The sequence below is a fragment of the Bartonella sp. AA74HLJMH genome (assembly GCF_042197045.1).
Taxonomy (GTDB): Bacteria; Pseudomonadota; Alphaproteobacteria; order Rhizobiales; family Rhizobiaceae; genus Bartonella.
Window position 1 is genome coordinate 222,137 of the sequence record NZ_JBHIRJ010000002.1, and the last position, 15,860, is coordinate 237,996.

The 15,860-nt window shown below is 38.8% G+C and carries 11 protein-coding genes; 1 reads left to right on the forward strand and 10 read right to left on the reverse strand.

From position 1 onward, the window contains the following. Positions 1 to 1,057 precede the first annotated feature (1,057 nt). From ACFINH_RS02550 to ispG, 3 genes are all read right to left on the reverse strand, one after another. Complete coding sequence (locus ACFINH_RS02550) at positions 1,058 to 1,657, reverse strand: hypothetical protein (RefSeq protein WP_375632066.1); 600 nt, start codon at positions 1,655 to 1,657, stop codon at positions 1,058 to 1,060. 791 nt (positions 1,658 to 2,448) lie between these two features. After that, positions 2,449 to 3,600: an MFS transporter gene (locus ACFINH_RS02555; RefSeq protein WP_375632067.1), complete on the reverse strand. Its 1,152-nt coding sequence runs from the start codon at positions 3,598 to 3,600 to the stop codon at positions 2,449 to 2,451. A 499-nt stretch (positions 3,601 to 4,099) separates the two neighbouring features. Beyond that, the gene (gene ispG / locus ACFINH_RS02560) at positions 4,100 to 5,341 is read right to left on the reverse strand and encodes a flavodoxin-dependent (E)-4-hydroxy-3-methylbut-2-enyl-diphosphate synthase (RefSeq protein WP_375632068.1); all 1,242 of its coding nucleotides are present in this window, start codon (positions 5,339 to 5,341) and stop codon (positions 4,100 to 4,102) included. Positions 5,342 to 6,191: 850 nt separating this feature from the next. Here ispG and ACFINH_RS02565 point away from each other — a divergent pair. Continuing rightward, on the forward strand, positions 6,192 to 6,476 hold the full coding sequence (locus tag ACFINH_RS02565; RefSeq protein WP_375611728.1) for a hypothetical protein: 285 nt from the start codon (positions 6,192 to 6,194) through the stop codon (positions 6,474 to 6,476). 470 nt (positions 6,477 to 6,946) lie between these two features. On the opposite strand, the gene ACFINH_RS02570 is transcribed toward ACFINH_RS02565, so the two are convergent. The 7 genes from ACFINH_RS02570 to atpH form a co-directional block, all read right to left on the reverse strand. Beyond that, entirely contained in the window at positions 6,947 to 7,954 is a 1,008-nt protein-coding gene (locus tag ACFINH_RS02570; protein ID WP_375611727.1) for an HlyD family secretion protein, read from the reverse strand. Positions 7,955 to 7,987: 33 nt separating this feature from the next. After that, on the reverse strand, positions 7,988 to 9,616 hold the full coding sequence (locus ACFINH_RS02575; RefSeq protein ID WP_375632069.1) for an MFS transporter: 1,629 nt from the start codon (positions 9,614 to 9,616) through the stop codon (positions 7,988 to 7,990). 22 nt (positions 9,617 to 9,638) lie between these two features. Beyond that, positions 9,639 to 10,055: an ATP synthase F1 subunit epsilon gene (atpC, locus tag ACFINH_RS02580; protein WP_375611725.1), complete on the reverse strand. Its 417-nt coding sequence runs from the start codon at positions 10,053 to 10,055 to the stop codon at positions 9,639 to 9,641. A 108-nt stretch (positions 10,056 to 10,163) separates the two neighbouring features. Beyond that, the gene (gene atpD, locus ACFINH_RS02585) at positions 10,164 to 11,789 is read right to left on the reverse strand and encodes a F0F1 ATP synthase subunit beta (protein WP_375632070.1); all 1,626 of its coding nucleotides are present in this window, start codon (positions 11,787 to 11,789) and stop codon (positions 10,164 to 10,166) included. Between the two features lie 19 nt (positions 11,790 to 11,808). After that, the gene (locus tag ACFINH_RS02590) at positions 11,809 to 12,720 is read right to left on the reverse strand and encodes a F0F1 ATP synthase subunit gamma (protein ID WP_375632071.1); all 912 of its coding nucleotides are present in this window, start codon (positions 12,718 to 12,720) and stop codon (positions 11,809 to 11,811) included. A gap of 20 nt (positions 12,721 to 12,740) precedes the next feature. Continuing rightward, positions 12,741 to 14,276 carry a F0F1 ATP synthase subunit alpha gene (gene atpA / locus ACFINH_RS02595; protein WP_273790513.1) on the reverse strand — a complete coding sequence of 512 codons (1,536 nt, stop codon included), beginning with the start codon at positions 14,274 to 14,276 and terminating at the stop codon, positions 12,741 to 12,743. Further along, positions 14,276 to 14,857 (reverse strand): ATP synthase F1 subunit delta, encoded by a 582-nt coding sequence (atpH, locus tag ACFINH_RS02600; RefSeq protein ID WP_375613174.1) that lies wholly within the window; start codon positions 14,855 to 14,857, stop codon positions 14,276 to 14,278. The genes atpA and atpH overlap by 1 nt, the downstream gene beginning before the upstream one ends. Between the last annotated feature and the right edge of the window lie 1,003 nt (positions 14,858 to 15,860).

Sequence of the window (15,860 nt, forward strand, 5' to 3'; positions counted from 1 at the left end):
CAGAAAAAAATGAATATAATGGCTATTTTGATTTTTATGCCACCCTCAAAGAACAAAGTCTTTTAATCCAATCTGCTCTGTAAACAGTCTAGTGTCCTACCGAGTAGGTTTCTCTCGTTTTCCACGCATGCGATTCACTTAAACTAAAGACGCAATAAACAAGACTTAAGAATATTCACCATGCAATTTTTAAAATATTTAATGTATCAAACAAGATACCTTCACCACCCCTCAAATGACAGTATGTTACGGCATAACAGGATAAATAAAGCCATTAATTTCAATAGAACGAAAGACCAAAAAAATATTATTACCGATCTCTCTTTTCTTAGCAAGAAATATATAATACATTGATTTATAATGATAATTTGCGGTTTTTAACTTGAATAAGAACCCTGAATACCGTAAGATTCTCTCATTTCAAATCTGTGTATATTGAATCAATAAAAATCACTTGCTTGCACATCACAAGCGGGAAAAGCCGTGTGGGGCAAAACATCAAAGAAAAGACTAAAAAATGCCTCTTATGAACCGTCTTAAAAACCAAGGGCAGTCCGCAACATTAGGGGCTAGCAAAGTGAATAATTGTGTCGGCATGCTCCTTCAAAAGCAGAAACATTTTTATTTACAAAAGTGTGTAATAACTTCAATTGAATAATAATCATGATCACTGTACAACTTTAATTCATCACGCTCTTTATCTCGTTTATTCAATTCATCACATAAAAAGAGAATTGATAAGATTAAACAGAGAATGATCATTGCAACAGAAAGATAAAAAAGGCCTTATTTTTAATATAATAGCGCAATTTAATTTATGATAAGTACTTTTTTCAAGCTAAGTGTAAATTTCCTCCTTTAAGTGAAATTTTCTTATTAAGATGAAAAGCATCATTGTAAGTGAACCTATGCCTGTTGTAAAAGCTGGAAAATATGTCCACCTTTTGAAGCCATAATAAAAAAACATGCAACATGGCCAAGAAAATGCCGCGATTATCAAGAGTATTATAGCCATTTAATATCCTTTGAGAGAATTTTTCTCATTATCCATTCAATGTCATTTGTAAATTCTTCTTGGTTTCATCATGTCATATATCGTGTTTAGCTCTATGCAAAAACGCGCTATTTGTTTAGTGTTGTCACCATGACCAGCTCTCATACTAGACACAAGGTCAATAATTTGTGTTGTTGGGCTGATGCCATTTCCGCTGGAAGAATTAAGAAATTTTTTCGCGTAATCAATCATGGGGTCGGTAGAATTCATAGACATATTATAGGCCCAAATAAAATCGCTTTCTCTCCAGTTATAGTCATTACGCAAACTGCTTATGACATTGAGTAACATATCTGCTGATATCCATTCATTATAATCACCACGCAATAAATTAACGAAGCGTCCACATAAAACAATCAGTATGTGACGATGCCGTATAATGTCAAACTTTGGTACGATATTCTGATAGCCATGGCTGTATACAAATTTTTTTGCTTGTTCATGCTTTTGAAAATGTTCAAAAGCGCCGTAATTTTCACTGATATATTTTTCGTAAAGTCTATCGTACTGTTCTAGACTATCCACGCGCGTACATCCCACCAATACAAATACAGAAAAAAGAGTTATCAATGTTACAACACGCGTTATGGATAACGATTTCATCGCTTTACCTTTTAATGACCATAATTTGTACGGCTTAACAGATTCCTATCAAATATATCAATATATGCTGTTTTCTTGTGGCTTATTTGTAGCAAATTGTACTCAACAATATTTCTGTACTTGGTTTTATTCCCTCTCAAAGAGGGGAGATATCATTCAAAGTTTCCATAGATAAGTTTATTATCTGGATAAGAGTATTTTCTAACATCAGAAAATACAGAGCTAACGCCACAATCAAAGAGAAAATACTCAAAAACGAGCCATAATGAGAATGAACAACGTAAAAAAATTATCTCAACAAGATGATTGATATTTTAAAGAAAACAGCAATAAAACGCGTTAAATATATCAACAATAAAATCCGTCATGAGGAAAGCCTATTTGAACAGGCTATAAATTGTCCGACTGCTTAAATTAGCTCTAATGAGATAAAGTGTTACCAGCAAGGAACCAATGAAAATGGGAAAACTGCTCCATCACCATTCCTTAATAAGCATATAATCTGGCACAATCATTTTCTTTATCAGCGTCCAATCTTATCAGCAACTCTTTGTGCAATATTCATGAGCAGCATTTTTATTTCCTTTTTAACGATTATTATGCCAAGCCCACTTATAATGTACAAGCAGATGACTTTGATTACTTCAACATACATAGATTTGAAATAAGAGTAACTGACACTATTCAGTCTTTCTCATTCAACATGCAAAAACAACGATGTGCCTTAATAAATAAAAGCCTTGCCCCACTATGAAACCCTATAAAACACGTATCGTAATAAGTTAATATTCTCACTGAACTTTTTTGAGAGTTCCTTCTAAAAAAAATACTGCTAACAAGTAAATCAATAAATAAATAGCAAAAATATAAACGAGTGAGAAAAAGCCAAATATATTGACCATATACGCACTCATGTAAAAAAATACCAATAAGCTAAATCTCCCAACAGTTGACAAGAAAGATTCATATGTAGCCCTGAAATAATCACTAATACTATCATGCAAAACAACTTCTACACGAAGATATGTATACTTAATGAGATAAAAAATCATACAGACTAAAATGACAGCCATTTCTTTTCTTGGTTCAAAGAAAGCAACGGTAAAAATCAGTGAAGCCGAAAGAAACAATAATAAAATAAAATTCACTCTTTCACTTAGTTTTGTAAAGAGAAGACTAGCCAAGAGCTGAGAGAACAATATAAGTGAAAATGTCACACCAAGATCAAAATAAGTGACATTAATATTATGATCTTTAAATATCCACTGCCAATACTGCGAGAATATATTGAAAAAGATCAATGAAAAATAAAAGCATAAAGAGATATAAGGAACTTTAATAAAAATAGACAACATCTCCTTAGCTTCACAAATGAGAGAATTCGCTTTATTTGGTTTTTTCTCCCCCTTCAAGTCATCAAGAAAAAACAAACCAAATAGTGTCGTCATCAACATTAAAAACGCCGCGATATACCATATATATTGGCTAGAATAATCAGCAAAATATGCCCCGATTAAACTGAATATAAACATGCCGATGTAATTATATTGAGAGCTGGAACCAAGCACTTTTTTAGTGGATGTCAATTTTTCTTTTGCATATTGAACAAGTAAAGCATTATAGGCTCCAGCAATTAATGTCAGCGATAAGGCATTAAAAGTTTCTGCCAAAAGAAAACCATAAAAGCTTGTAGAAAATCCCATGAGAAAGAGCCATGTGGCAGCAAAAGCCGCTGCCAAAACGATCGATATTTTATAACTTTTTCGATCAGCAAAATATCCCAGAGGAATATCGGTAACCATCATAATAAAAGCCTGAAACGACTTAATGACACCAATATCAATAAGCGTTAAGCCTTTTTCAAGCATATAAAAGACAATAAAGGCGCCAGTTAAAATCCTTATACCGTTAAATAAAAAGCCAAACGCTAATATACTTGTCATGCATTCCCCCAATAACGCCCAAAAAGGCACCCGTATACATCATTTTATATCAATATAAAAGCTTACATTTTACGACAAATAGGACTATAATCGCTATAAGGATTTCCAATCCTATCAATTTGATACCCCAAAAAATGCTGGGAAAATGCCTGAAAAATCAATAAACAATGTTCTTTCTATAATTTGATATTTGAAGAATCCGTTAAATATTTTACTGTCTCAAGAGCAGCCAAAAAACCAGCAACAACATTTACGGATCTATTAAAGTATTCATATCGTTTTGCTTAATAGTCTTAACACACTCAAACTCATTAATATCCTTCATAAGCTTCTGATTCTAAAACAGGCATATCATCTGGTTTTACCTAAAATAATAAGCAACCAACAACAGTATTGACCATAGCTAAAGCAGCATACAACAGCACCCTCTTCACATTGAAGACAGCTTGTTTAAAAAAACGACACACCCTTTTTACTTCAACCTTATGCGATTTTTACCTCAACCTTGCCCAAAGCGTGTATGAATATAATCACTCAAAAGCGCTTCAAATTCTTCAGCAATGTGATCACCCCGCAAAGTTTTTACCTTTTGTCCCTCAATAAAAACAGGTGCCGCTGGACTTTCCCCCACTCCAGGCAAAGAGATTCCAATATCCGCATGTTTTGACTCCCCCGGTCCATTGACGATACATCCCATCACAGCCACCTTCAAACTTTCAACGCCAGGGTATTTTTCACGCCAAACAGGCATATTTTTGTATAAATCTGCTTCAATTTTTTGCGCCAATTGTTGAAAGACCGTAGAAGTTGTGCGCCCACAACCAGGACAAGCCGCAACAACAGGCAAAAATTGGCGAAACCCCATCACTTGCAAAAGTTCTTGCCCCACCTTTACTTCTCGTGTCCGATCACCACCAGGTTTTGGTGTTAAGGAAATTCGTATCGTATCGCCAATCCCTTGCTGTAATAAAATACCCAAAGCCACCGAAGAAGCAACAATGCCCTTTGTTCCCATCCCAGCTTCCGTTAATCCCAAATGAAGAGCATAATCACAACGCGCCGCCAAGGTGGTATAGACAGCAATAAGATCTTGGACATCACTCACTTTAGCAGAAAGAATAATTTTATCACGCCCCAACCCTAACTCTTCTGCTAAAGTAGCCGAAAGCAAAGCCGACTGCACAACAGTTTCCCGCATCACTTCAGCCACAGATAAGGGTTTTTCTTGCTGTGCATTTTCATCCATAAGCCGTGTTAACAACGCATTATCAAGAGAGCCCCAATTCACGCCAATGCGAATAGGTTTATGATACCGACAAGCAATCTCAATAATTTCTGCAAATTGACGATCTTTTTTTGCGCCAAAACCAACATTTCCAGGATTGATGCGATATTTTGCAAGCGCCTCAGCACACGCAGGATGCTCAGATAAAAGCTTATGACCAATATAATGAAAATCCCCAACCAATGGTACAAAAAATCCTAACCTCTCCAATCGCTCCCGTATTTTTGGTACAGCCGCCGCCGCTTCATCGCGATCAACAGTAATTCGAACCAATTGTGAACCAGCTTGCCAAAGAGCAGCTACTTGAGAAACAGTTGCATCAACATCAGCGGTATCTGTATTGGTCATTGACTGTACAACTATCGGGCTCTGCCCCCCAATAATCACATCACCAACAGCAACACCAACAGATCGACGACGCTCAAGTGGTTTAGATAAAAAATAGGTCGTACTCATCAAGTCCTCAAATTTTTAAAACCTGCGCTATCAATCATTATTTACATTGACTTCCTCCGCGCTTCAAAGGACGAAAATTACACCGCCCACCAATCTTAACAGATTGCTCTCAAAAGGTTCTACCTACTAACACTGATGCAATACAATTCATAGGTGGATTCATTCTATAGACGCACCGGATAAGTTCTACTACTTCTGTTCAAGTTTATACTTCTACACTTGGTTGCTTCAAAAAGAAACTGAAACAAAACAGAGATAATACTGTATTTTTAAGTTGCCTGCCGATACCTTACATCAACGTCACCACAAAACAGTGTTTACAACACAACAGATAACGCCTAACAAAGCGCAATTTTTAAAAATGCATGAAAGACATCGCCAAATTAATCCAACATATTGATTTATAATAATCTATTTTTTACAAATTTGAATAGCAACCCCAAATATCGTAAGATTTCCTCATTTTAAATCTTCTTAATTGAATCAATCAATACCACTCCCTACAGCCACAAGAGAATAGATAGATAAAAACTCCTTATAAACTATTTCAAGTGCCAAAAGCTATCCCAACATTTTAAACAAACAAAAAAATGAAGACATCGCCCACCATCTTTATGAATGAATCTTACACCATTTTGTAAAAATTTTTACCTTACATCCTTAACAAACACCATCACGAAATGAACTCAAGCACATTAAGAAATGCCTCATTAAACCCAAACTTTTAATTCTCATCTCACCCACGCGCGGCATTATCAATGCAACCTTTCAATTTTCAAGCCGTTATAGCAAAACCCCAAACACAATTCCAACTGTCACGCAACAATTTAACACATGAAGGAGTCAATAAATGTGTCTATTTTCACCCCATAGAAAAAATGCTAAAATTAAAAAACGTATAGCACAATTAAAAAGAGAGCTGGTCCCCGTAAATCATTGGAGTTTTCAAAATGATAGCTTTGAAAACATTTCTGAGCTGTTTAACACATGGAAACAAAAAGGCCGTCACGCACTTTATCACCTCAACGAACATGCTACAGAATTAAAGAAAAAAGCGAAAGAAAATCCTAAAAAAACCCTCGCATTAGCAGCAGGAGTCGTTTTAGTAAGCTTCTTACTGATCCGTAAAAATTAATAACACAACCAATAACCTTCCCTTTTAATGCCCGCCTCAAAACGGGCATTTTTATGGTTTACAAAACATAAACTTTACGTCTTTCTCCTAACTTTACGCCCTCACCTAAAAGGATAAGTTTCCCATCCGACCCAGTCTATAATCCAATTTTTTATCTGGCTTCCCCCTACCCCCCATCTTCCAAACATGCGGTGACACCACACCTCAAAGGACAGTGTTGTGCAAAACCACAAGCAAAGCTTCCAATACTCCATCCCCCCTACTGAGTTAGTTCAAAAGAAATGGAAGTGAGTAAAGATGCATGCGCTTTAATATTCTAAGGAACATTATTTTACATCATGACATAAAAGTATAAGAAGCCTAAGAGCTTTAAAACATGTAGTATAGCAAACCAAACGAAATCTTCCAATGTAAACAACCACTTGCTATAAGTAAATGACGCAAAAATTAAACTGAAAAAACCCAAAATTTCATCCTCCAGAATCGACTCGCTGCGAAGTATCTACATAGGTAACTACGGACATGCCAGGAATGAGTTTTTCAATCCCTTCCTGCCCAGGATCTAAAGCAATCCGTACTGAAATACGTTGCGCAATTTTGATAAAATTACCAATTGTCGTATCCGTTTTTAACAATGAAAATTCTGAGCCTGTAGCAGGTGCAAAACGAACCACACGCCCTGTTAACTTTTTGTTGTTCAATGCATCAACAGAAAAAACAACCGGTTGTCCCACACGCATCTGAGAAAGTTGCGTTTCCTTATAATTAGCAATAATCCAAATATCATCAGAAATAACAGAGACCAATTGTGTCCCTGGCATAACATATTGCCCTACCCGCGCTCCAACTAATCCAATATAGCCTGTTCGAGGAGATAAAATCTTTGTGTGATCGAGATTAAGTTTTGCCAACTCAACACTCACCTTCGCTCCCGCAATTTCTGACTGTAAACTTTGCCGTTCAAGATCCAATTGTTTTTGCAATTGGCGTTTTGTTTCGAGAGCTGTCAAGAGTTGTGAAAGAGGACGAGAAACAGAACTTGCCGCATCACCAAAACCTAACTTTTTACTATCTGGAACAACATTGGAAAATGCTCGTGAACGCGCCAATTCCACCTCTGCTGTATTAATTTCGCCCTGCAAAAGCTGTGCTTGTAATTCAATACTTGCCAGTTTTGCATTTTTTGAATCGAGAACAGCCTGTGCCCGTGCAAGCTGCTGCCGAAAAAGAGAATCATCGAGCTCAAAAAGCAGCATTCCCTTTTCAACGCGTTGATAATCTTGCACATAAATCCGTGCGATTACCCCAGAGATCTGTGAACTAACCAGAGTAACATTGCCCTTAATAGAAGCATTATCCGTTATTTGAATGTTACTCACAAAAGGAGGAAGCCTCCAAGCCCACAAAATCAGCAAAACACCCGTAATGCCCGATAGGAATGCAACAATCGTAGCTTTTGACCGTAATTTTTTTATCATTTTTTTTTGCACCCCTCTTTTTATGACATTACTCTACTTTTCTAATGCACGCAAAGAGCATGACTTAACAATCATTGTGGCAAGAAAAATAACGAATACAACCATTGAAATATAAAAATAAAGCCGAAAAACGTCATCATAAGCAAAAATATTTGCTGTTAACTTAAATTTCTCTATCAACATAGAAGTACCCTGCTCACTTCTCAAGCCATTGGGAACAGAAACACCATAAGAAGGCGAAAATAAAGTATTCATCTCACCAGAAATAAGCGGATCAGTAATAATAATATTTTGTGTTAAGGACTCAAAGTTCTTATGGGCAAAATAAAACTGAAGGCTGCCAAAAAAAGCCGACCCCATCAATCCCCCTGTCACTTGCGTTAGCAAAAAAACAGCAATAAAACTTAAAACGTAACGCGGTCCTCGCTCACCAGCGATCACAAACCCTTTGAAAAGAGCAGGAGGCAAAAAAAGTGCATAACTAAAACTCACCAACCCTTGGCTCAACATCATATCTTGTGGGCGCGTTAAATGGTTTACATGACTATCTAAATAAGCTCCTAACGCCAAACAACCCAAAGACAACAAATAAAAATAATCCTCACGCCCCGCCCGTAAAAAAAAGACACAAACAGCCCCCCCTAACAGAATCCCTAATGTCACCGCAAGATACATGGGCGCCATCTCACGATTGAGCAAACCAAAAAGATTAAAAAACCCTACGGGCAAATTTGACCGCTCCAATAAAAAAACATGAAAAATAAATAAAATAAAAACAGATTGGACCATTTCTTTACTGAAAATCCAACGGAGATCAATCAACGGTTTTTCTCTATTAAGCTCAATAATAATAGCAATAGCCAACGATAAAATAGCAAGTGCGAGCCCCCAACCAATCCATGGTGCTTCATACCACCAATACAATATGCCAACAGACATGATCACAGCATTTAATCCAAGACCAAGAGCAATCAAACCATAGCTTATCCAATCTAATTTTTGAATAACCTTACTACGCACAACAGGAGTAAGAGGCAAAGTATAGATACAGACCAAGCTGATAAGAACCAACCCCATTTCCAGAGCGGAAAGACTGGAAAAACCACCATTTTCCAGCAAATCAGGAGAAATCAAACGTGATAAAGGTGCCGCTAAAGCCGCATTCATATAATTCAAACTAAGACCAACAGTAAACTTCTTTGCTGGAGCAAAAGCTTCCATCATATAAAGCAGCGCAAGCGAAGCCAAAGGAGCAGCAGCAATCCCAGCAAAAAAGCGAATAATCAATGCAGAACGCAAATCCGTAACAAAGAGCTGCAACACGCAAACCAAAACAAAGCCAAGAATTGATAATTCAGCAAAAGCGCGCAGCCCAAATTGATAGCGGATTTTGATCAACATAATCGCTACACTCACATTTGGCGCCATATAAGCCGCTACCAGCCATGTCGTCTCGGCCAAAGTTGCATGAAAATCACCCGTAAGATGGACAATGTTAGACTGAACAATATTAGCCCCTAAACCATAAGCCCATTGCAAAATAAGAGAAGCAAAAATATAAACAAAGCACTTTGGCAAAGGTCCTGCAAAGACACGACCAGGATGAGGAAAAGGTTTTGCACTCCTTTTAGCAGACACAACCGTACTCTTTTTTCCGCTCATGTCATCTTTTCCTGTAACTCTGCTACGCTTCTATCAACACAGCACCATCAGCTGACAACTGCTGGAAAAAAGCCTCTATTTTATGATTGTCCTCATCACTTGTCCCTCCTTCTAACGTCGCTTGAATCTGCAAAATCTGCTGTTCTAATACATCAAAAGAAAGATTCTCTACAGCCACAACGTGCTCTACCAATAAAGAGCAGCCTGAAAAGGTAATATTTGCAACACCCCCGCATACAACAAATAATTTTTCACCCACAGAGGTGCGAACACGAACACTGCCCAACACAATACTTGCCACCAATGGCGCATGATGCGCCATAACTGTCAAATAACCTGAGGCTGAAGGAAGAACAACAGACACGACCTGCTCTGAAAACACAATTTTTTCAGGCGATACAAGCTCAAATAAAAAATGCTCTTCTCTATTGTTTTCCACAAAAGTCTCCACAATACCCGATATAAGGACTCTCCGTTTTCTCCAACGACTCGTCCTTTTTAACGAAAAATACCCATGACAGTTTTTTCTTGAATAAGAAGCTTCTTACTAAGAAGCCTCTGCCATGAGACGCTTTCCTTTTTCAAGTGCTTCATCAATCGAACCAACCATATAAAAAGCAGCTTCTGGCAAATCATCATAATCGCCAGCACAAAGCCCCTTAAAGCCTTTGATTGTCTCTTCCAAAGGAACGAGTTTCCCCGGTGAACCAGTAAAGGCTTCCGCAACATGGAAAGGTTGCGAAAGGAAACGTTCAATTTTACGCGCCCGCCCCACCAGCAATTTGTCATCTTCAGAAAGTTCATCCATTCCAAGAATAGCAATAATATCCTGAAGCGCTCTATAACGTTGTAAAATGGTTTGCACTTGACAAGCAACCGTGTAATGCTCTTCCCCCACAATCAATGGATCCAACATACGCGAGAAAGAGTCAAGCGGATCAACCGCTGGATAAATCCCCTTTTCCGCAATAGAGCGCGAAAGAACAGTTGTTGCATCCAAATGAGCAAAAGACGCTGCCGGCGCCGGATCCGTCAAGTCATCTGCCGGAACATAAATTGCCTGAACGGAAGTAATAGAGCCTGTTTTTGTACTGGTAATACGTTCTTGCAACGCCCCCATATCTGTTGCCAAAGTCGGCTGATACCCAACAGCAGAAGGAATACGCCCTAAAAGAGCAGATACCTCAGCTCCTGCTTGCGTGAAACGGAAAATATTATCCACAAAGAAGAGAACATCTTGTCCTTCATCACGGAAACTTTCTGCAATTGTCAATCCTGAAAGAGCCACACGCGCACGCGCTCCTGGTGGTTCATTCATTTGCCCGTAAACAAGGGCACACTTTGACCCTTCCGTTGAACCATTATTCTCTTTTGGATTCACATTCACGCGGCTTTCGATCATTTCATAATAAAGATCATTTCCTTCACGTGTACGTTCTCCCACACCAGCAAATACAGAATAGCCACCATGTGCCTTTGCAATATTGTTTATAAGCTCCATAATGAGAACGGTTTTTCCAACACCAGCACCACCAAACAAGCCAATTTTACCTCCTTTAGAATAAGGGGCTAACAAATCCACGACTTTAATACCGGTGACAAGAATTTCCGAAACAGTCGATTGTTCAACATATTCAGGTGCCTCTTGGTGAATAGAACGTGTTTTGGTTGAAGCGATTGGTCCCACATTATCCACCGGTTCCCCAATCACATTCATAATACGTCCCAACGTTGCTTCTCCTACAGGAACGCTAATTTGTGTGCCTGTATCCACAACCTTTTGGCCCCGCATCAAACCATCAGTCGTATCCATAGCAATCGTACGTACGGTATTTTCACCCAAATGCTGCGCAACTTCTAATACCAAGCGATTGCCTAAATTCTCTGTTTCCAAAGCGTTGAGAATTTTTGGCAATTCACCTTCAAATTGCACATCAACGACAGCACCAATAATCTGCTTGATTTCACCAATAGCGCCTTTTGCATGCTCTTCTTTTTTTGCGGATGTATCTTTTTTTACAGGTGTATCTTTAGCTGCATCACGCGCAGGTACAGAGGAAGCCTTTACATCCACTTGAGATTTCGAAGCGGCTTTTTTCACGCTGGAACGAGCAGCTGGTTTCTTTTTTTCACCTTTTTCTGTTCCTTTGCTTGAGGTTACTGCTTTTACCATCAATCCTTACCTTCTCCATTTAAAGCGCTTCAGCGCCCGCAATAATTTCGATCAATTCTGTCGTAATCTGTGCTTGACGTTGACGATTATAAGCCACCGTCAATTTACTAATCATTTCACCCGCATTGCGCGATGCATTATCCATAGCTGTCATCTTGGCGCCCATTTCACCAGCAACATTTTCTAGCAAAGCCCGAAAGATTTGCACCGAAAGATTACGTGGTACAAGGGTCTCTAAAAGAGACGCAGCATCAGGTTCATATTCATAAACAATCGATTGTGAACCTTTGTTATGATCGATTTGCTCCACAACATCTATTGCCCCAACAGTTGCTTTTGGAGCAACCATTGGAATCAAATCCAAAGCTGTTGGACGCTGATTAATTATGGAAACAAATTCAGAATAAAACAGCGTACAAACATCGAAAGCGCCTTCATTGAATAAATCAACAATCCGTTGACTAATCATCACTGCCTCTGCAAAACCAATTCGCTTTACAGCATGCAAATCGATATGATCAATTATCAAGCCTTTGTAATCACGCGATAAAATATCCGCGCCTTTTTTACCCACAGTGATAATTTTTACTATTTTATCAGCCGCCAACAATGCCTTAATCTGTTCACGTGCACGACGAGCAATTTGCACGTTAAAAGCACCACACAAACCGCGCTCAGCAGTACACACCACCAAAAGATGTACATCATCGCGCCCCGTACCACGCATAAGAGTAGGCGCATCAACACCATCTACATCAGCAGCAACACTGGTCAAAATATCAGCCATTCTCTTCGCATAAGGACGTGCAGACTGCGCTGCCTCTTGAGCACGATGCAACCTTGCCGCTGCAACCATTTGCATAGCTTTGGTAATCTTTTGTGTTGCTTTAACCGAAGCGATACGGTCTCTAAGATCTTTTAGTGAAGCCATTCAAGCATTCCATCAATTCATCACGAGAAATTTTTCGCATAAGTATCAAGAACAGTTATCAACTTATCTTTCAGCTCATCTGTTATTTGCTTTTGCTCAGCAATTGCCTTTAAGAGATCTTGATAATCACTACGCAACAGCACTAAAAGTCCCTGCTCAAACCGCGCAACATCAGAAACCGCCAAAGCATCAAGATAGCCATTCACACCCGCGAAAATAACCACCACCTGTTCTTCTGTTTTGAGTGGAGAAAATTGCGGCTGCTTCAACAGCTCTGTCAAACGCGCACCCCGATTTAACAGACGCTGGGTTGACGCATCCAAATCAGAGCCAAACTGCGCAAAAGCTGCCATTTCACGATATTGCGCCAATTCACCTTTAATCGAGCCAGCAACTTGCTTCATTGCCTTAATTTGTGCAGCAGAACCAACACGCGATACAGAAAGACCAACATTTACAGCAGGACGAATTCCTTGATAAAACAAATTAGTCTCTAGAAAAATTTGCCCATCAGTAATCGAAATCACATTTGTAGGAATATAGGCAGAAACATCATTTGCTTGCGTTTCAATAACTGGCAAAGCTGTCAACGACCCAGATCCATTTTCCGCATTCAACTTCGCAGCCCGCTCTAAAAGACGCGAATGCAGATAGAAAACATCTCCCGGATAAGCTTCACGACCTGGAGGACGACGCAATAAAAGAGACATTTGACGATACGCCACCGCCTGTTTTGACAAGTCATCATAACCAATCAAAGCATGTTGCCCATTATCACGGAAATACTCACCCATAGCACACCCAGCAAGAGGTGCAATAAATTGCAGTGGTGCTGGATCAGAAGCAGTCGCTGCAACAATAATAGAATATTCCAGCGCTCCACGTTCTTCTAAAACTTTAACGAACTGTGCCACCGTCGAACGTTTTTGACCGATAGCCACATAAATACAATAAACTTTGTCTTGCTCTCGTCCAGCCCCTTTTTCATGAAAAGGTTTTTGGTTTAAAAATGTATCGAGCAAAATTGCTGTTTTTCCTGTTTGGCGATCACCAATCACCAATTCACGCTGCCCCCGTCCAATAGGGATGAGTGCGTCAATCGCTTTCAATCCGGTCGACATCGGTTCATGGACAGACTGACGCGGAATAATTCCAGGAGCCTTAACATCGACACGACGACGCTCTGTTGCTTTAATGGGACCCTTCCCATCGATAGGGTTTCCCAACGCATCAACCACACGCCCCAACAAAGCGGGACCCACAGGAACATCGACGATAGCGCCTAGCCGCTTTACACAATCACCTTCACGAATATCACGATCTGAGCCAAAAATGACCACACCAACATTATCAACTTCCAAATTGAGTGCCATACCACGCACACCGTTTGGAAAGGCGACCATTTCCCCTGCTTGGACATTATCCAAACCATAAACGCGAGCAATACCATCCCCTACAGAGAGAACCCAACCAATTTCTGAAACCTCAGCCTTTTGGTCAAAGTTTTTGATTTGCTCTTTTAGAATTTTTGAAATTTCAGATGGTCTAATATCCATCAGCTGACCTCTTTTTTCAATGCAAGCTTAAGTGAAGACAATTTTGTGAGAAGAGACGTATCAATTTGAGACGACCCCACACGAACGATTAATCCACCAAGAATTGTTGGATCCACAATGATGTGCAGCAAGACTTTTCCTCCAACAACACCTTCCAAAGCCTCACACAACTCTTGTCTTTGTTGAGAACTTAAAGGGCACGCAGAAACAATTTGCGCAGTAACCTGCCTACGAGCGCGTGCAACACAATGCTGAAAAGCACGTAAAATACCAAATACGGCACTAAGCCTACGATTTGTTGCAATAACACGTAAAAAATTACCAATGACCTGCCCTGCGTTTTTATCAGCAAATTTGATGTTTGCACAAACAGATTGCATTACCTTAATTTGCTCTTTAACTGAAAAGAATGGACTAAGCACAAAGCGTTTTAAATCCTTATGCTCCAAAACAAGCAAAAGATCCTCTACTGCCTTTTCAACCTTTTCAACGTTTCCGGCTTCTTGAACGCAATCAAAAAGCGCTTGCGCATAGCGTTGATCTACCAACGGCAGCGGTATGAGAGAAAATGAATCCGACACGAAATACCGCCTCTTTCCCTTGAGCGACTCTCTGATAGTTATCAGATGAAATGAAACAGACATTCTCAATCTTAAGAATCTTTTTCTTAAAACCTAGAACAAAAATCACTTGGTTTCTAGCATAGACATAGCCGACTCGCAACACCACAAATCGCTGCTTTTTAAAAATTTTAATAAAATATTCAAAATATTTTTGAAAAGCATTTTTTTTAGATATACAGGATGGCATCACAGTTTTTTTATGCCTCTTTTTGACATTCTCTGAGCGATTTTTTCACTCTCTTTGATTTTTCTTCAAATGCCCTTGCCACCATAATAAAACACTTCTTCTCCAAAAAACACTCCCTTTATCACCACAAGACCTTTAATGAGATGCAGCTGCGATTGAAAAAGTCTATTATTTCAAACTGATAAGAAAGAAAAAACAATGAATATCCTCCTAAAAATTAAAGAAAACATTGATCTTTTTTCTTCAAATACCCACTCCTTTTAAAAAATTTCACCAAGTAATATTTTCTTGTAAGCACACTCTTTAAATATACAAAACATTGATTTATAATGACAATATATCATTTTTCATACCGGATAAGCTTCAAATATCGACAAATTCTCTCTTTTCAAATTTTTTTATCAAAAACATGACCTTCATTAAGCCCACATAGCTTCACTTTATATATCACTATATTGCACTGATTTTAGAAAAAGCATAGATCGCTATCAATTTGAACTCGAATAGAATTGGATACTTTTGGTGTACAGCTAAGCATTTTCAGCCCTTATAAAAAGAATCAGCCTATCAAAAAGATACTGTCCCTCGTACAAAAAAGGAGTAAAAGCCGAAATGATAGTGCCCTCGAAGAAGAGAAGCGCTTCTGCTGGTTCTATAACAAAGATATTTTTTCCCGTGGCTCTACTTAATGCAATGGACATGTATCATATTTTGCTGCCTGGATGCTTATTCTGAATAATATAAGAGTTCAAGTAAAGCACCTTAAGCAAAGAG